Below are 16,799 nucleotides of genomic sequence, written 5' to 3' on the forward strand. Positions count from 1 at the left end.
TTAACTTAATTTGGCAACGGAGATAAGGAGATATTTATGCCAAAGATCTACGAGTACCTTGGGTTGATATTGTTTTTCTATAGCAATGAGCACGAACCCATTCATATCCATGCAAAGTATCAAAAGCCGAGATTCATATGCTCAGCGGTCGAATACAAAAGATCGTCATCAAAGATAAAGGGACTGGCCTAGACTCGAAAAAGCGCAAGGAATTCGAAGAGTTTGTAAATGCCTATGCTGAGGATATTGTGAACAAATGGGTAGATTACTTCGTGAAGAAAAAGCATATCAGCCCGCAGATTATTAACCAAAAGGTGAAAAATGTCCGAATTATCAGTGGTTGATACAAGACACCTTACTGGCCATATCCTGGAAATAACATTCAACGATGGCCATAGGTCTGTAGTCGATTTTGCTCCTTTCATTTTTAGTGTCGGGCATCCCGACTATGAACCGTACAAGAACGTCGATAAATTTCTTACTTTCGAAATTGAGGACGGCAATCTCAACTGGGACGACTATACGATGATCTTCCCTGTTGAAGACCTGTATTCAAATCGAATTGTTAGGGGTCGTTAAAGCGTTTTATAACAAGGTGTTGTAGCAATTTAGTCGTTACGCTCCTTTGGGGCTGCCGCACACGGCGCGGTAACCTCTTCGTTATCCTTCAAATAGTGACTCATTAGGAATTGAGGTTGTAGGTCGATTTAACAAAACTACAAACACCTTTGAACGACCAACAAATGAACAATTTAAATCATTGAAGCTGTTAGTTGATATATTAATAAAGGAGTTCTCTTTAAATTTAAATAAAGATGTTTACGCACATGGTGTAATTGCTAGGAAAAAGAAAGAAGAAGGAATTCAATTGCTTCAATACTTAAAAGTTGGGGTCGCTCCATGATAAAGAGTATCATTTGTATAAGTGCTGTTTTTTTTATTACATCTTGCGCCTTTAATCATGAAAGTAAAATTCAAATATTGACTTCAGAAAAAATTGTAGATATTACCAAGCAGGGATTTGAGCTTTGTGATAACTTTCAATTGACAGAAAGCGAAATTAATTTGTACTTCCAAACAGCCGAGGAAGTCAGTAATGAAGAGGCCCATGGAGCGTCAATTATTATGCCATGTAAATATTCAGGGGAATTAATAATAAATAAGAAAGTCTATTCATATGAAATTTTTGCTGGGGGCGCTGGTTATATTTTCGATGATAAAGGGTGGGTTCTAAAAAACTTCATTTGCAAAAATAATAATTGCTGTAGTAATTTTTCAAACCTGTGCTAATACGTTTAGAGGTTAACAACAAATGAATAAGGCACTTAAACGGAACTGAATCGGTGAGTTAGTTTTAACTTCACTATACAAGTCCGTTTAGTGCACTTCACTATATAACTTCGTTTGGTGCGGCGTTACCGAATAAATATTCTAACATTTTTTATGTCCAAAAACGAGCTGACCTGGCCGTTCATCCTCACTCATAGCTAACCGTCGGGTCTCTTATAAACTAACTCACTTTGATGCAAAAATCAGCGGCATAATGCAGCTGTTTTTTTATTGCTCCAATGAAACATGGACATGATTATTAGGTGGTTAGGCATCATTTACCTCAATCGCTACTTTCGAACTTTGTGCTATTGTTTCCAACTTTATTTCGCATCCTCAGCAGCGAAAGCAAAGACTATCTAGGCTCAAATGGTGCACTGTGCTAGGGTTAGTTTTTTATATTCGCCATGGAGGCTTGTTCAGTGCGTACACCTCGCAAACTTGCTGCCCACTACCGGGCCATCGTCAGCAGCATTGGCTTCTACCCTGCTATTATCATCACCTTGCTGTTGTGTTTAGCGATGCTTTTGACGAGCATCGAATATCATGAGCTGATGATGGCCTTAAAATCACAGTGGCCGATGTTGTTTGTTGCTGATTTAGACACCGCAAAAACGGTGCTTAACATTCTCGCCGGTGGTCTTATCTCGTTGACGGTGTTTAGTTTTTCTATGGTGATGGTGGTACTTAACAACGCCTCATCCACCCTCTCGCCTCGGGTATTGCCCGGACTCATTACCATGAAGTCGCACCAGTATGTGCTCGGGGTGTACTTAGGCAGTATTGTCTTTACCTTGGTCACCTTGATGAATATCCACGCCGAAAATGGCGATACCCAACCGCCGTCCCTGGGCACCTTTATAGCCTTGATGCTCGGGCTGTACGCCTTAGCGCTATTTGTATTTTTCATTCATTCTATTTCCCGCTCCATACAAGTGGACAATGTGCTCAATACGCTGTTTTCGCAAACTCAGCAACAACTGCAAGCCATCGCCCAAGCACAACAGCCCGACATCGCGAAAAAACGCTCTGACTATACCCAGTGGTATCGTATAAAAAGCCCTCAAGCCGGCTACTTTAAAGGTGTACATACACAGCAATTAAGTAAAATCTTGGCACAACATGACCTTGAACTGGTGGTTGAGATTGAGCCTGGCTTTTTTTGTGTTGAAGGCTTTCCCTACTTAGCGGTGAATAAAGATATCAGCGATGACAGTGAACTTTGTGAGCAAATTTGTAAGTGCAGTGTTTTTTATATCGAAGAGTATATTGGCGATCATTACAGTTATGGCATTCGCCAAATTGCTGAAATCGCCATTAAAGCGTTAAGCCCAGGGATAAACGACCCCGGCACCGCTGTTAAAGCGGTAGACATGTTGAGTATTTTAATTATCACTCGCCTGCGCATTGCCGATCACAATTACACCTTGGCGCACAGCGAGGAAGAAACGGCCCCTAGATTGTGGTTCTATGAGCCCAGTGTCGCTACTTTGTTAGAAGATAACTTTGACCCAATCCGCCACTATGGGCGCGAAGACACCACTATTTTGGTGAACCTTCTTGAGGCGCTAAAAAACATTCTGTTTGTGTGCGATGGTAATAAAGCTTACGTCGATGCTTTGTATCGCTATGTGCAAGCCACCGTATTCGATGCAGAGCACAACATCACTAACCCGTATGAACGAAAACGTATTGATGAGATGCTTGAACGTGTCAATGAAGTCGCCAAGCGGCGCGGTGATGATGTTCATTTAGCACTATCACCGCAGCAACAAAGCTAAAGCTGCCAAGCGTAGCTGATTTTGGTAAAAAATGTACGCTCAGTGCGTTGCAGCTCATCCAGTGAGTCATCTTGGTAGCCGCTATCGGAATAACCGAGATAGAATACCGACTGCGGATTCATTTTGTAGGAATACACCATTTGCGAGCCAAAATCGCGATTACGCTTATGCACTTGCGAGTAAAGGTAGGCTTGTTGGTTGCGGTCAATATCTTCAAACTGCCAGATGACCTTAAGCATGCTGCGAATATTGAATTTATAGTAAAGTCGCAGGTCCCACTGCTGAGCACGATAAACGGATTGCTCATCAACATCGAGCTCACCGTAATTGTAATTCACCTTAAGCTGCAAATGTTGGTTCACATCCCAGCTCAGGGAGTTTTCAATATCGGCTCCCTCACCAAGGCGAGCATTGCTGTAGTCGATACGTGAACCGTAATCGGCATAAAGCACATAGGTTAAATCTTGATGCGGGCGAATAGAGAACTGCACATACCCATTATTTTGGATAAAGTACTCGTCGTAATAAAGCTCTTCGCTATGCCACATACCGAGCTCGTAAGTAGAGACTAAGGGCCCTTCAGCATATAGATAGCCTTCAAATTCTTGCTCAAGTAAATCGCCATCTAAATCAAAGCTTTTGTCCCACTCTAAATCATATTGCCACTTAGTGATGCGGGCGCCATCGTCACCGTACCAAGTTTGCCCGCCACCGAGCACGTACTCGCGAAAATCAGCTTTAGGCTGATAGCCCATATCGGCGCGATAGTCTTCATCAATCTGTTGATACTCGCCGCGCAAGTTGTAATCACGCTTCGTGCGCTCAAGCGCTAAACTAATCGCCTTGCCGGACTGGTTGTCAGCAACGTCCCAGTTATCGACAAACAGCGCGCTATTATCGGTATCGGCATAAGACAGTCCGTAGTTAAAGGAGTCGCTGGCATTAAGGGCATAGGTGCCATCGAGGGCTGCGACGGTATTATGATAATCTCCCCCTTGGCGCTGCGTAAGCGTCACCCCTACCCCACTGCGCTGTCCCCAGTCATAACGGTAACGCGCCACCGCATTGGTGACATCATCTTGCAGTTGCGCCAGTGATGAGCCTTGATTACCCGGCAATAAAACAGAGGGGTTGGCATCATCGGCCACTAACGTGGCATAGGTATGCGCGCCCTGCTTGCCGGTGACTTTCACACCATAATCCGGCTCGGCGATGGTGCGGCTGTAAAATAACTCTTGCTGGTTGGTGCGGAAATACGAGGAACCATCCAAGAAAAACGGTCTTTTTTCGGCGTAATACAATGAAAAGTTGGTGTTTACATCGAGCTGCACAGCGTCAGCTTCTACCTGCGAAAAGTCCGGGTTAACCGTGGCATTAAGCAAGGTTTCATCATTGATACGCCAGCGTAAATCGGCGCCCACTTCAACATCAACATCGCCACTTTGCCAATCACCGGGGACGTGTTCTTTACTATCATGGCGGCTAGCACTGATATGCGGCGTGAACAACACATCACGATGCTCAGTGCGATTGGCAAGCCCAGTGAGTTTATCAAACTGACAAAAACTGCATTTTATATCAAGATCAAAGCCGACATTAGACAAGCGATAGAACACGTCTCGTGGGTAATTACGTGCAATGGAAATGCCCCAGGTGATGGGTTCATTTGTTTTTGGCAGGTTTAATACCGTCAGGGGTATTTTCATTTCTACCACATACCCATCGCTATGAATTTGCGCAGCACTGTACCAAATGGCATCCCAGCTGGGGTCTTCAACCCAGGTGTCAAAGTCGGTCGCGAGAATATCGCCTTGAGCACCATAAGCATTAACGAAAAACTCAAAGGCATTGCGTTCATCATTTAGGCTATCGATGATGATACCGACATTGTCGTCCTGCCATAACTCATCTCGGTCTCGCAAAGCTCCGCGAATAGCTTCGGGATTAGGATCCTTGGCATCGATGCCTAAATATAGGAATTGGCCATCATCGAATAAATAGGCGGTTGTATTGACTGGGGAGGCAGCGCGCTCAAGGGGCTCATTCTGAGTGTTAACAGCGATTTGCGTGGCATTTTTCCACACATGCTCGTCAAGATTGCCATCGAGTTTTACTTGCTCTTGCAGGTGTGCCAGTGCAAATTGTTTTGCTGGAGGGTATGCAACAACCGTTGCGCTGAAAAGGCTGCAACACGCAGCCAATAATAACACGAAGCGCGCCATAAACGTCCTTATTGGTACTCCACCACTGTCTGTGTGGTAATTTTACTTTATGTTAACAAACAAAAAACAAATTACCACCCCTGTGCGATGAACTTTGTACCTTTTTTAATTTATAGCGCGTGGACTGTCGTGTGCGGTTTTATAGCTTAACTAACGTGCCCTTAAGAGCCACACCGGCCATTAAAAAGCCAGCCCCACACTCAAATTGTTCACTGCTTTTAAATTCACGTTTTTTATAGTATGACTCTATACCCACGACGGCATTCATGCCTTCGCGCTGAGCGCGCTCTTGCAGTGCTTTAAGCGCACTGAGCATCACCCACTCACACGCTTCTTTGTCTGATTTATTAAAGGCATTGGTTTTCTTATTGGTCATAACCTCACCGAAGGTCTCTTTCGCCGCGCTGTGTGGTTGATCGGCAAAGTAAAGGGGCACATCCAATAGCGCATCCTTGGCTTTCGTGGTCGCTAACAAGTCGGCAATAGAGTACTTGCCGATATCATCTCGAGCCGCCGCATTGTGCGATGTTGCGGCCACAAGCGCTGCCATTAATAAATATTTTTTCATTTCTTATCCTCTGTTGTTATAGAACTTCCATGCCAACCCAAAGCCAAAGGCAACACTGTGGTTGCGCTCCACCAATGGGCTATCACGCCACTTTGCATCCTTGATGCGATAATACTTTACAAACCCGCCAAACCACCAGCGTCTTGAGTCATAACTTAGCCCCATAGACACTTCTTCACCGCCATATCCGTTACCACTGGTGTATTCGCTGCGCAGTGAATTAGCGGCCGCCGCTGGCACTGCATAAAAATAGTCGGCGTATTGTGAACTGGCATAATTAATTGCCACGCGGCTGGTTAACGTGATGCTTTGCGCTCCTTGTTGCCACAACCGCTGCCGCCACTGGGCATAAGGTCCCGCCTTAAAGCCAATATCATCAATGCGGGTGAAATCCGTTGCCAGTGCCTTACGAGTAAACACGCCAAGCTTAAAGTAACTAGGTTGGTTATAGTGGCCGACAACATAATAATCCAATGCTGGGCCCAACTCGAACACCCAGTCCAAATCATCCATGCCATCGCGGGCTTTACTCTCACCGCTGTCTACTGCAATTCCAGCGGTGGCAGAGATATCCAAATGCCAGTTATTATGCTGCCATAAGTAACCGGTGGCGCTGCGCCTATCAAGGTTTAAGCGTTCAGAGCGATAGCGCACATAAGGCACTGGCAACGTGTAGCTTTTTGACTCACGGGCACCGATATAAAGCGGAATATTAGCATGAAATACCCCCGCTCCAAGCTCAAGCTCTGCACTGACACTCGAAGCGCTGTACAGCGCTAAAACAAACGCAAAGCACCGCGTTATCACGCTCATGGCATGCGCTTAAAAATCAGGGATGTGTTAATGCCACCAAACGCAAAGTTATTACTCATGACATAGTCACACTGTAATTTGGTTGGCTGGCGCAGATAATCCAGCTGTGCACACTGTGGGTCAACACTCTCCAGGTTAACGGTGGGCGCAAACCACCCCTCACGCATCATTTCGATACTGGCCCACGCCTCGATGGCTCCACACGCACCTAACGTGTGGCCCAGGTAGCTTTTTAGCGAACTAATGGGTTTACGGCCAAGGGCATTAAAGGTGGCATGAGATTCGGCAATGTCACCACGATCGGTGGATGTGCCGTGAGCGTTAACATAGCCTATTTGTTCGCCATTGAGCTGGGCATCATCAAGGGCCATGGTAATTGCTGTTTGCATGGTATCGCTGGTCGGCTGGGTCACATGCTCACCGTCGGAATTACAACCAAAGCCGACAATTTCCGCATAAATCGTCGCGCCACGAGCTTTGGCGTGCTCGTACTCTTCTAAAATCAGTGTTCCCGCACCCTCACCTATCACTAGCCCATCGCGGTTTTTATCAAATGGCCGAGGCGTATGCTTAGGTGCGTCATTACGACAACTGGTGGCGTATAAGGTATCGAATACGGCGGCTTCGGTCACACAGAGCTCTTCGGCGCCACCGGCAACCATCGCTTTTTGTCGACCGAACTTAATGGCCTCATAGGCATAGCCAATGCCCTGTGAGCCCGAGGTACAGGCGGAGCTCGTGGTGATCACCCGGCCTTTGATACCAAAAAACACGCCAATATTAACCGGCGCCGTATGGGCCATCATCTGAATATAGCTGGTTGCCGTCACCCCACTCATCTGCCCCGATTTCATCATATCAGCGAAGGCAATAAGCGGCGGCGTTGAGCCGGTTGACGAACCATAGGCAATGCCGGTATCGCCATTGGTAAGCGCCGGGTGCTCAAGCAAGCCTGATTGCGCCAATGCCCGCTCGGTGGCCACCGTGGCCATCAATGCGACGCGGCCCATAGAGCGCACCATTTTACGTTTATAGTGGCTAGGGCGCTGAAAGTGCGTCACCGGCGCCGCTAATTTAGTATTCAAATCAGCTACATCTTGCCATTGCTCCATCACCTTAACGGCGTTGTCGCCCTTCTCTAGCGCACTACGCAGGCTCGGCCAGTCATCCCCTAGTGCCGTAATACAAGACATCCCTGTAACCACAACCCGTTTCATTACACTAACCCACCATTGACTGAAATAACTTGGCGGGTAATGTACGCCGCCGGATCAGAGGCTAAAAATGACACCGTTGCCGCGACCTCTTCAACATTGCCCATACGCCGCATCGGCACATGTTTTAATAGCTCCTTGGTATCGAGCTGCTCGGTCATTTCCGTGGCAATCAACCCGGGCGCGACACAGTTGACGGTGATTTTACGTTTTGCCAACTCCAGCGCTAATGCTTTTGTGGCACCGATGATCCCTGCTTTGGCGGCGCTGTAATTCACTTGTCCGCGATTGCCAGCAATGCCCGATACCGAAGCCAACGTAATAATACGCCCACCCTGACGGGCACTGACCATTGGCATGACCGCCGGGCGGACAACATTATAAAAACCATCTAAGCCAGTGCGAATAACCGTGTCCCATTCGTCGTCGGTCATCGCCGGAAAGGCGGTGTCGCGCGTGACTCCGGCATTACACACCACACCGTAATAAGCACCATGTTCGGCAATATCTTGCTCTATGCTTTGGCGTGCTGAGTCTCTATCAGTGACATCAAAACACAGGACTCGCGCACTGCGGCCCATAGCTTGGATTTGCTCACTGACTTTTTGCGCTTGGTCACGCTGGGTGCGACAATGCAAGATAATGTCAAACCCTTGCTCGGCAAGGGCCAGCGCGATGGCCTTGCCTATACCTCGGCTTGAACCGGTGACTAAAATCGCTCTACTCATTGGTTTTCCTTAATAAACTTCATCGGGTCGGCAGGCTGAAATACATTAATTTTGGCTTCGAGATAACGCTCGTTATCACATTCAATGGCGCAGTCGAAAACACTGAGCCCGGACTCGTCCTGCACCACTTGCGTGACATAAATATCCAGTGTGCTGCCAAGCTTAAAGACCGGCTTTAAACAGCGAATTTTTCGACTGCCTAATAAGAAGCCAATTTTAACACCACGCTGGTGCTGACAATCGTGAGCACCGGCATAGGCGGCGATACTCTGCGCCATATATTCGCTGCCGATATAACTTTGCACCCCATTGATATCACGCTGGTAAAAAGCACTGTCTGGGGTAATGGTCACTTGGCAATGGGCGCTGTCACTATCAAACGAAATCAGCTCATCAATCAACACCATGGGGGGGCGATGCGCCAGCAATTCGCTTATAGGTCGATGGTTGTTGGTCACGCTATTTCTCCAATAATGATACTGGCGTTATTGCCGCCAAAAGCAAAAGAGTTACTCATACATGTTTTCGGCCGTTCCCGAGTGGGTTGTTGTACAAGATTAATTGTCGCCAAGGAGGCATCAAGGGCGTAGCCGCTATGATATGGCAGCGTTAGGGTCTTCCCTAAACGTTGCTGCTCTATCAGCAACCAACATAATCCAGCCTCTATTGCGCCGGCGGCACCCAAGGTATGGCCGGTAAGATGCTTCGAGGAGCTCACCGGCGTTTGCGCGCCGATGACATCGGCAATGGCCCGTGCTTCCATGGCATCATTTTTTACCGTTGCAGTACCGTGGGCGTTGATGTAATCAATATCTGTGGCTGTCAAAGCCGCCTCGGCCAGCGCCTGGTGCATTGCCGCTATGGCACCTTGACCTTGCGGCTCGGGTGCAGACATATGGTACGCATCGGAGCTACTGCCACAGCCTAATAACGCACAGCGCGCTGAGCCAAAATCCTCTGAGCGAGTCATAATGAATAAACCCACACCTTCGCCAATATTAATGCCATCACGCTGCTGAGCAAACGGTTGGCAAATCCCGGCGCTGGTCGATGCCAGTGCTTTAAAGCCATTGACGGTCAATTGGCATAAACTGTCTGCGCCGCCACAAATGACCGCATCGGCCAGCCCTGCTTGTAACATTGCTTTGGCGCTGCTCAGTGCTTTACTGCTAGAACTACAGGCGGTAGAAATACTGTAGCATGGCCCCTCTAAGGCAAGCTTGTTGCGAATATACTGCGCGGGGGCATCCAATGATTGCTGGTGGTAGTGATAATGCTTCGGCCAGCTACCATGGCGGGCTTGCTGTGCTCGAGCACGCTCACCATCATAAATATCAGCGGTGCTGGTGCCGATGATTACGGCAATACGGTGCGCTGCTACGCGGCTGCGCAGCTTATCTAAGGTATTAGTTAATTGCGCCAAAGCAAGGTCAATCATGGCGTTATTGCGCCCGGTGCTATCAAGGGGCAAATTAGCGACCTGACCTAAGTAGGGAGTCATGCCCTCATTATCTAGCCCAGCGACTTGAGCCAAACCACTGCGCTGTTCGCCGCTCAGGGCATCGAGATGGGCGCTGGTATCCGCTCCTAATGCGCTGACAAGCGCGAGGTCGTTTAACCAGGCGTTCATAACCCCACCTCGGTAAATATAATTTGGTATTGGTGCATATAATTAGTTAACGTTGTTGTGGCGCCTTGGTACTCTATGCGCAGTAATAGCGTGTGTGCACGTTTAATTTCCCTCACTCGGGTCGCGCCGCGCTGGAATTCCTGTATTTGCGCCCCCCTTAACTGCGCCTTGAGTTGCTGCATGGGCCAATGCACCAACTGTACATCGGCCAAAATGTACTCCGGATCAATCGGCAGCGTGGCTAGCTGAGTGCTCACGCTGATTTTCTCATCATCACTATAGGCCATGGACAACAGCGGGATACCTGCCCCCGAGGTTAACACTAAGCGCAGCTCACCGCTTTGATTGACGGCCAGTTGGCTCAGTAGTGTAGCACTGCGATCAGCCCGAGAAAAAGTCAGCTTTTTTTGCCACTGTTGCTGATGTAATGACGGCGGGGCAACACCCATATCGAAGCTCACCCCAGCGGCCAAGTCAACGCTGTTGGCGTTGCGCTCTGGCACCGTAGTACAGGCCGATAACACGGTGACAATAATTATCCATACGGCCCGCATCATTGAGCTTCCATGTTACACAAGGTCGCAAGCACATCAAGACGACGCTCACTTTGTGCCACATAGGGATTAGTTTCATCCCAGGCATAGCCTGCCAAAATGGCGCTGATCATACGCCGCACATCACTGCGCTGCTGTGGGTAAAAAATAACATCCTGAAAGCGGCCATCGTACCAAGCGAGGACAAAGGTTTTAAAGCACTCAACCCCTTGTTTAAGTGGTTGGGCAAAGTCTTTGTCAAAATCCACTTTTTCGCCACGCAAAAAGCCATCGACAACCGGCGCTGCCAATGACGCCGATTTCAACGCAATCGTCACCCCGGATGAAAACACCGGATCAAGAAACTCCCCAGCATTCCCCAATAACGCATAGCGCTTGCCATATAAGCGACTGACATCCGCAGAATAGCCGCCTAAGCGCTGGGTATCAGTGATTGCCTGCGCCGAATCAAGCAACGCCGCTAGATTCGGCTCTTGGCCTACCAAGCGCCATAAGTTTTGTTGCTCACTGAGGGCCTCGTCGAAGTATTCGGGCTCACCCACCACTCCTAAGCTGGCGCTACCATCGGCAAAAGGGATAAGCCAATACCAGATGTCGCGATGCTGCGGGTGCACGGAAATTAAAATTTTGTTTCTATCAAAATTTGCGGCGCTGATATGGTCGTTGATATGACAGAAGTAGGCCGTTCTTGTGGGCAAACTAGAGCGGCGCTCTAGCTCAAGTAAGCGCGGCAACACCCGGCCAAAACCACTGGCGTCGAGCACAAATCGCGCTTGCAGCCGATAACTTTGCTGTTCGCTGGCCACGGACAGCTCGATATGCTCATAATGTTCTTGCAGCGCTTCAACTCGATGGCCGTAGCGAATCTCCACCCCCTGGGCCTGGGCGGTATCGGCGAGCAACTTGTCAAACGCTGCACGTTTGACTTGATAAGTAGTGCCACGCCCTGCAGAGAACTTGTCGGTAAAGTCGATAGCGGTATCCGTTCCTTGATAATGAAACGCGGCGCCATTTTTAAACTGAAAACCCAGCTCTTCGGCATGCTTGTCCACGACCTCGTCCATGCCGGCTTCGCTAAGGTAGGCCATGCATTGCGGCAGTAGGCTCTCGCCAATGGAAAAGCGCGGAAAATGCTGACCTTCAAGCACCACCACGTGCCAACCACGCTGGCGCAATAAGGCACTGACTAACGCCCCAGAGGGACCAGCACCGATGACCACAACGTCCGTCTGTTCAGTCTGATTTATCATTTTTATTCTCAATACTTAGTGGCGCTACCCAGTAAACAACAATAAGCCCGATCAGCACGGCAGCACCAAATTGGCTGATAGCGGGGGTATTCGAAAACACTAACATCGCGAATACCGCCAAGGACGACAACGCTGACAGGCTAATGGCAACAAAGGTGGTCGGCTGGCGCCCTGATTGCTGATAAAAAATAAAATAATCAACAGCTAACGCTAACACTAAGATAAGCCCCAAGGTATGAAATACCGACAGTGGCATAACGACCGCAATAAGGGTTACCACCAGCAACGCGCCGAGTGCCAACCAAGCAACCATGGCAGCCCCTCTGCGCAGGCCAAAAAACGCTATAAATACAATGGCTATGGCCAGGACTGCGAGCGCTAAAGCCCAATGAATACTGTGATGAAAGTGCGCTAACATGGCGCTCAGCTGGCCGGGCACATCCACCAACTGCATATCTTCAAACTCTGCCAGATAACCGCTCAGCGAGGCATGTTCAAGCGCGCTGACGGTGCTCAATGAATAAAAATATGGGCCTTGTTTGATAGGCGCAAGAAATACATCGGCCAGTGGCCCTTGAGCAAACTGCTCATAGCTCAACAGTGTATTGGCATCCGCTGGTAGCGCAGCGCCGCGTAATTGCGCCAAAAAGCTAAACCGGCCCTGCTGCTGCGCCTGGCGATAAAGAGTTAAAGCCTGTTGTTGGCTTTGCTGGCTAGGCAGGGCCACGCTGAGACCCTGAAATCGCCCTTGATGCAGTTGCACAAAACTGCGCACGCGCTCTTCGTTTATTAATAACTGCTCGATGCTTTCGCCTCGCACTAGCACCTGAAACGTTGGCCCATCACCATTTAAGTACAAGTGATGGCGCTTTTGCGCTTGCATAAGCTGCGCTGAGCTTGCATTAAAGCTGGCGATAGAATCGTTGACTTGTGGCCATTGCACACTCAGCAACAGGCCACTCACGCCCGCAAGAGTCAAAGCGATGGCACCTTTGCGCCGGCGCAGTCGAGCAAACAAGGTTAATGCGCAATCAGCAGTACTCAGTGCCAAGGGGCGTAATTGCGTAGGTCGCTGGGCGCGGATCACCACAAAGCGCACGAAAAACCAAGCGCCGCACAATCCAGCAACAATAAAAATAGCGACATCTTGCAATAAGCTCATCGGCGCGGTGAAAAAGCAGGCGTAGCCGAGTGCTGTCGAGCCAAGAGCCAGCAATAACCCACGTTTCAGTGCTACGCTGTAGCTATTGCTTTTTTTGGCTCTGTCGCTCAGCGCATGCAGCGCGTAATCGATGGCGACACCAATTAACGTCGTGGCGAACACTAAACTCAACACATGCAGTTGTTGGCGTAGCAATAAAAGCGCTAGCGCGCCTGCGAGCACTGCACTGCTTACGGTTAATAAACTCACCCACAGTGGCCAAACGCCGCGTATGGCGAGCAATACAAAAACAGCGAGTAACACCAGGCTCGCCAAGCCAAAGCGATTCATCTCCCATTGCGCTTGCTCCGCGTTTTCACTGTTGTGGAATAGCACTCCAGAGTATTCAATCTCGGTTTCTGGGTGGGCTTGGCGAAGCGCACGAACCGCGTTTACAAGCTCCGCTGCCAGGGCATTGTTTTGCCATATTGTTGCTGTCGTCACCTCACTGACCAGCAGCCAAACGGGAGGCTTATCTCCTTGACGCCATTGTAACTTACCATCGACGAGCCCTAATTGCTGACCTGTTGCAAAGGTGTCTAAAAAGCTAAAGGTTGCTAAGGATGGGTCATCACTGATACTGCTTGATAACCAAGGTGAGGCAGTCTGCGATAATTGCCGCTGAGCATAGTGACTAAAGGCCGTGGGTGAGCGCAGCGCTTGTTGATAGCCCTCGCTCATGAGCGCACCACGATAAGGCTGGTAGAACTCGGCGATACGCTTAAGTGTGGGTTGTACTTTAACCTTAAGCGACGGGTGTTGTTGCAGTTGCTGCGCCAGCTCATGATAAGCATTGACCGCCGTTTTGCCACTGAAGGAAAACACCAACTGGTTTTGCGCCGTACTTGATAGCTGCTGTTGCGCGTTATAAAACTGCGCATCGAGGGCTTGAGTGGGCTGGCGCTCCAATAAGGCCATCATATCAGCACTGATACGCACTTCTTTCAGTGTCCACACCGCTACTGTGCAAAGCAGCAGGAAGGTGGGCCAAAGCACGATGCCTACAGACCTTGCCCAGCTGCTCACTGCGTCGCTCCATCAGGGGTGAGGATGATTTCAGTGCGAGTACCTTTTTGCTCATACAAGCCAATAAAACGCACCTGCTGTTGGTTGTCTTGGCAGCTGACAAGATGCGTGAACAAGCTTTTTAACTCTTGGCTTTGCGCCAGCAGTTTAAGGCACGACCAAGACTTAGCGGCGATCCGCTCGGGCCGGGGCGCAGGTTCGCTAATAAAAAACTGCGCCAGTTGCTGCGGGTCCTGCTGTAATAGTGCCTGTAATAAGGAGCTATAAGCACCACTTTGCGCCTGTTTAACAAACTGATCCTCACCTTGGCGCTCGAACACGCCCTCACTATCAATACGCAGTACATTTTCTATCGGCGTTTGGGTGTGCCACCAAAGTTGCTGCGCCGTAAGGCGATAACTGCCGGTGCTGACAAAGGCGTTATCAAAGCCAGCGAAGTGCTTATGTTGCTCAAACTGCCCTTGCTGCGCCGCAGCCATAAAAGAGCACAGCATCATCAACCCCGATAGCCACTTAGTCACGATAGCACCTGCGCTAGCTTGTCACCGATAATGCGTGGCGACACAAATTGCATTTCTTGGGTGGCTCTATCGACCGCCACTTGCACGGTATAGGCCTTCGTGAGGCGCTTATTCGAGGCACTGTCGAAGATCACATAGTCAATTTTTAGCCGCGTTTCATATTCTTTTAGGTAAGCCTCTACGCGAATGCGCTGCGTAAAAGAGGCCGAGCCTACGTACTTAATACGCATATCGACAATAGGCCAATCATAACCAGAATCGCGCATTTGCAAATAGTCGTAATCGAATTTGCGCAACAACTCACAACGCGCAACCTCAAGGTAGCGGGCATAATTGCCATGCCAAACAATTTGCATTGGGTCGCAATCGTGAAATGGGATCTCAATATCAACGGCTGCGCTCAATAGCGTATTTTTATTATTCATAAAGGGTCCAACGCTGGTTTTGAATGTACTCGACGGTTTGCCGCAGGGTGCTCTCCAGTGGTCTGTCTTCTTCGAGATTAGCAAAATAACCACTGATGTCTTGATACATGCTAGCAATGTCAGCGCTGAGCGCGCTTTGTTGCAACTCGCCGCGCTGAATACGTAGCCGCAGACCTTGCACTGCGGCCAACAGCGTGCATGCTAATACTTGCTCGGTCAACTCCAACACCCGCAGGCAATCCCTAGCGGCGATGGTGCCCATACTCACCTTATCCTGATTGTGACATTCGGTGGAGCGGGAAAAAACACTCGCCGGCATGGTTAACTTCAACGCCTCTGCGGTAAACGCTGATGCGCCGATCTGCACTGCTTTAAAGCCGTGGTTAATATAGCGGCGCTGCTGTTGGGCATCACTGAGATTACTGGGCAAGCCGTTGTTATAACGGGTGTCCACCAAGGACGCTATTTGCCGGTCGGCAAGATCGGCTAAATTAGCCACCGCATTTTTCATGCTGTCCATGGCCATGGCGATATGGCCGCCATAGAAATGCCCGCCGTGCAGCACATGCTCCCCTTCACCATCAATTATGGGATTATCATTCGCAGAGTTCAGCTCATTTTCAATAAATTGTCGGAACCACGGCAAACTATCAGCCAACACGCCAATAATATGTGGCGCGCAGCGAATAGAGTATCTATCTTGCAAGCGGTCGGCATTGCGGGGGTGGCTATAGTGGTTAAGATCGTCACGGATCCATTTTGCCACTTGCTGTTGGCCGCTGTGCGGTTTCACCGAGAACAGAATCTCATCAAAGTGATGGCTATTGCCCTTGAGGGCGATAGAGCTCAAGGCGGTAATACGAGTGGCTAGCTTTACGGCATAACTGGCACGCTCAAAGGCAAGGCAGGCCACTGCGGTCATCACCGCTGTGCCATTCATCATCGCTAAGCCTTCTTTAGGACGTAGCGTAATCGCCGTTAAGCCGCTTTGTGCAAATGCCTCTTGGGCGCTCATTACTTGCTCGTTAAAGCGCACCTCACGCTCACCAACTAAAGCACCGGCCACGTAAGACAAAGGCGTTAAATCGCCACTGGCCCCCACCGACCCCTCTTGCGGGATAAGCGGTAAAATGTCGTGGTTAATCATATCACGCAGTAAGTGCAACAGCTCCCAGCTAACACCTGAGTAGCCTTGCGTCAGTGATGCTAAACGGGTCGCAAGAATCGCCCGTGTTTGCGCAGCACTGAAGTGTGCACCTAAGCCGCAGCCATGAAAGCGGGTTAAATGCAGCGGCAGCTCTTTCACCAAATCAAGAGGAATATCTACGGTCACCGAATCGCCATAACCGGTGGTCACCCCGTAAATCACCCCTTCTTTTTCCAGGAGTTGATCTAAAAACGCAACCCCTGCATCAATCTTGCGCTGCAGATGCGCTGAGGTGCTGATCTCTGCGTTCACTGAAGCATGGGCAAAGGCGACAATATCTTCAATGCGCAACGGCTTTTCGCCGAAATGAATCGTTTGACGGCTAGACAC

Annotated in this window: 16 protein-coding genes; 3 read left to right on the forward strand and 13 right to left on the reverse strand. The window is 49.3% G+C overall.

Going from position 1 to position 16,799, the window contains the following annotated elements; all coding sequences use genetic code 11:
- The first annotated feature begins 137 nt into the window (after positions 1–137).
- The 3 genes from EXT46_RS09460 (at position 138) to EXT46_RS09480 (ending at position 3,110) form a co-directional block, all read left to right on the forward strand.
- Complete coding sequence (locus EXT46_RS09460) at positions 138–344, forward strand: hypothetical protein (protein WP_205988237.1); 207 nt, start codon at positions 138–140, stop codon at positions 342–344.
- Positions 345–900: 556 nt separating this feature from the next.
- A complete protein-coding gene (locus EXT46_RS09475) occupies positions 901–1,290 on the forward strand; it encodes a hypothetical protein (protein ID WP_130146888.1) in 390 nt (129 codons plus the stop codon).
- Between the two features lie 461 nt (positions 1,291–1,751).
- Entirely contained in the window at positions 1,752–3,110 is a 1,359-nt protein-coding gene (locus tag EXT46_RS09480; protein WP_130146890.1) for a DUF2254 domain-containing protein, read from the forward strand.
- On the opposite strand, the gene EXT46_RS09485 is transcribed toward EXT46_RS09480, so the two are convergent.
- From EXT46_RS09485 to EXT46_RS09545, 13 genes are all read right to left on the reverse strand, one after another.
- On the reverse strand, positions 3,107–5,332 hold the full coding sequence (locus tag EXT46_RS09485) for a carbohydrate binding family 9 domain-containing protein (protein ID WP_130146892.1): 2,226 nt from the start codon (positions 5,330–5,332) through the stop codon (positions 3,107–3,109). The two genes, EXT46_RS09480 and EXT46_RS09485, sit on opposite strands and share 4 nt — an antisense overlap.
- Before the next feature lie 139 nt (positions 5,333–5,471).
- The gene (locus EXT46_RS09490) at positions 5,472–5,900 is read right to left on the reverse strand and encodes an excinuclease ABC subunit A (protein ID WP_130146894.1); all 429 of its coding nucleotides are present in this window, start codon (positions 5,898–5,900) and stop codon (positions 5,472–5,474) included.
- A 3-nt stretch (positions 5,901–5,903) separates the two neighbouring features.
- Positions 5,904–6,713 carry a MipA/OmpV family protein gene (locus EXT46_RS09495; protein WP_130146896.1) on the reverse strand — a complete coding sequence of 270 codons (810 nt, stop codon included), beginning with the start codon at positions 6,711–6,713 and terminating at the stop codon, positions 5,904–5,906.
- A complete protein-coding gene (locus EXT46_RS09500) occupies positions 6,710–7,930 on the reverse strand; it encodes a beta-ketoacyl-ACP synthase (protein ID WP_130146898.1) in 1,221 nt (406 codons plus the stop codon). Before EXT46_RS09500 ends, EXT46_RS09495 begins: the two co-directional genes overlap by 4 nt.
- Entirely contained in the window at positions 7,930–8,655 is a 726-nt protein-coding gene (locus tag EXT46_RS09505) for a 3-ketoacyl-ACP reductase FabG2 (protein WP_130146900.1), read from the reverse strand. Before EXT46_RS09505 ends, EXT46_RS09500 begins: the two co-directional genes overlap by 1 nt.
- On the reverse strand, positions 8,652–9,113 hold the full coding sequence (locus EXT46_RS09510; RefSeq protein WP_130146902.1) for a hotdog family protein: 462 nt from the start codon (positions 9,111–9,113) through the stop codon (positions 8,652–8,654). Before EXT46_RS09510 ends, EXT46_RS09505 begins: the two co-directional genes overlap by 4 nt.
- The gene (locus EXT46_RS09515) at positions 9,110–10,285 is read right to left on the reverse strand and encodes a beta-ketoacyl-ACP synthase (protein ID WP_130146904.1); all 1,176 of its coding nucleotides are present in this window, start codon (positions 10,283–10,285) and stop codon (positions 9,110–9,112) included. The genes EXT46_RS09510 and EXT46_RS09515 overlap by 4 nt, the downstream gene beginning before the upstream one ends.
- Positions 10,282–10,842, reverse strand: coding sequence for a DUF3261 domain-containing protein (locus EXT46_RS09520; protein ID WP_130146906.1), 561 nt, complete (start codon positions 10,840–10,842; stop codon positions 10,282–10,284). Before EXT46_RS09520 ends, EXT46_RS09515 begins: the two co-directional genes overlap by 4 nt.
- Positions 10,839–12,089, reverse strand: a complete 1,251-nt coding sequence (locus EXT46_RS09525) for an NAD(P)/FAD-dependent oxidoreductase (protein WP_130146908.1) — start codon at positions 12,087–12,089, stop codon at positions 10,839–10,841. The genes EXT46_RS09520 and EXT46_RS09525 overlap by 4 nt, the downstream gene beginning before the upstream one ends.
- Positions 12,073–14,316: an MMPL family transporter gene (locus EXT46_RS09530; RefSeq protein ID WP_130146910.1), complete on the reverse strand. Its 2,244-nt coding sequence runs from the start codon at positions 14,314–14,316 to the stop codon at positions 12,073–12,075. Before EXT46_RS09530 ends, EXT46_RS09525 begins: the two co-directional genes overlap by 17 nt.
- Positions 14,313–14,837, reverse strand: a complete 525-nt coding sequence (locus EXT46_RS09535) for a hypothetical protein (RefSeq protein WP_130146912.1) — start codon at positions 14,835–14,837, stop codon at positions 14,313–14,315. The genes EXT46_RS09530 and EXT46_RS09535 overlap by 4 nt, the downstream gene beginning before the upstream one ends.
- Positions 14,834–15,262, reverse strand: coding sequence for a thioesterase family protein (locus EXT46_RS09540; RefSeq protein ID WP_053909352.1), 429 nt, complete (start codon positions 15,260–15,262; stop codon positions 14,834–14,836). Before EXT46_RS09540 ends, EXT46_RS09535 begins: the two co-directional genes overlap by 4 nt.
- Positions 15,255–16,799: an aromatic amino acid ammonia-lyase gene (locus tag EXT46_RS09545; protein ID WP_130146914.1), complete on the reverse strand. Its 1,545-nt coding sequence runs from the start codon at positions 16,797–16,799 to the stop codon at positions 15,255–15,257. The genes EXT46_RS09540 and EXT46_RS09545 overlap by 8 nt, the downstream gene beginning before the upstream one ends.

It is taken from the genome of Pseudoalteromonas sp. CO325X, from assembly GCF_004208955.1.
In the GTDB taxonomy this organism is placed as follows: Bacteria; Pseudomonadota; Gammaproteobacteria; order Enterobacterales; family Alteromonadaceae; genus Pseudoalteromonas; species Pseudoalteromonas ruthenica.

Bases quoted from the DNA above. Each gene is read 5' to 3' on its own strand.
- EXT46_RS09460 (WP_205988237.1), top strand. From the start codon at position 138: ATGCTCAGCGGTCGAATACAAAAGATCGTCATCAAAGATAAAGGGACT.
- EXT46_RS09475 (WP_130146888.1), top strand. From the start codon at position 901: ATGATAAAGAGTATCATTTGTATAAGTGCTGTTTTTTTTATTACATCT.
- EXT46_RS09485 (WP_130146892.1), bottom strand. From the start codon at position 5,332: ATGGCGCGCTTCGTGTTATTATTGGCTGCGTGTTGCAGCCTTTTCAGC.
- EXT46_RS09490 (WP_130146894.1), bottom strand. From the start codon at position 5,900: ATGAAAAAATATTTATTAATGGCAGCGCTTGTGGCCGCAACATCGCAC.
- EXT46_RS09495 (WP_130146896.1), bottom strand. From the start codon at position 6,713: ATGAGCGTGATAACGCGGTGCTTTGCGTTTGTTTTAGCGCTGTACAGC.
- EXT46_RS09500 (WP_130146898.1), bottom strand. From the start codon at position 7,930: ATGAAACGGGTTGTGGTTACAGGGATGTCTTGTATTACGGCACTAGGG.
- EXT46_RS09505 (WP_130146900.1), bottom strand. From the start codon at position 8,655: ATGAGTAGAGCGATTTTAGTCACCGGTTCAAGCCGAGGTATAGGCAAG.
- EXT46_RS09515 (WP_130146904.1), bottom strand. From the start codon at position 10,285: ATGAACGCCTGGTTAAACGACCTCGCGCTTGTCAGCGCATTAGGAGCG.
- EXT46_RS09520 (WP_130146906.1), bottom strand. From the start codon at position 10,842: ATGATGCGGGCCGTATGGATAATTATTGTCACCGTGTTATCGGCCTGT.
- EXT46_RS09525 (WP_130146908.1), bottom strand. From the start codon at position 12,089: ATGATAAATCAGACTGAACAGACGGACGTTGTGGTCATCGGTGCTGGT.
- EXT46_RS09540 (WP_053909352.1), bottom strand. From the start codon at position 15,262: ATGAATAATAAAAATACGCTATTGAGCGCAGCCGTTGATATTGAGATC.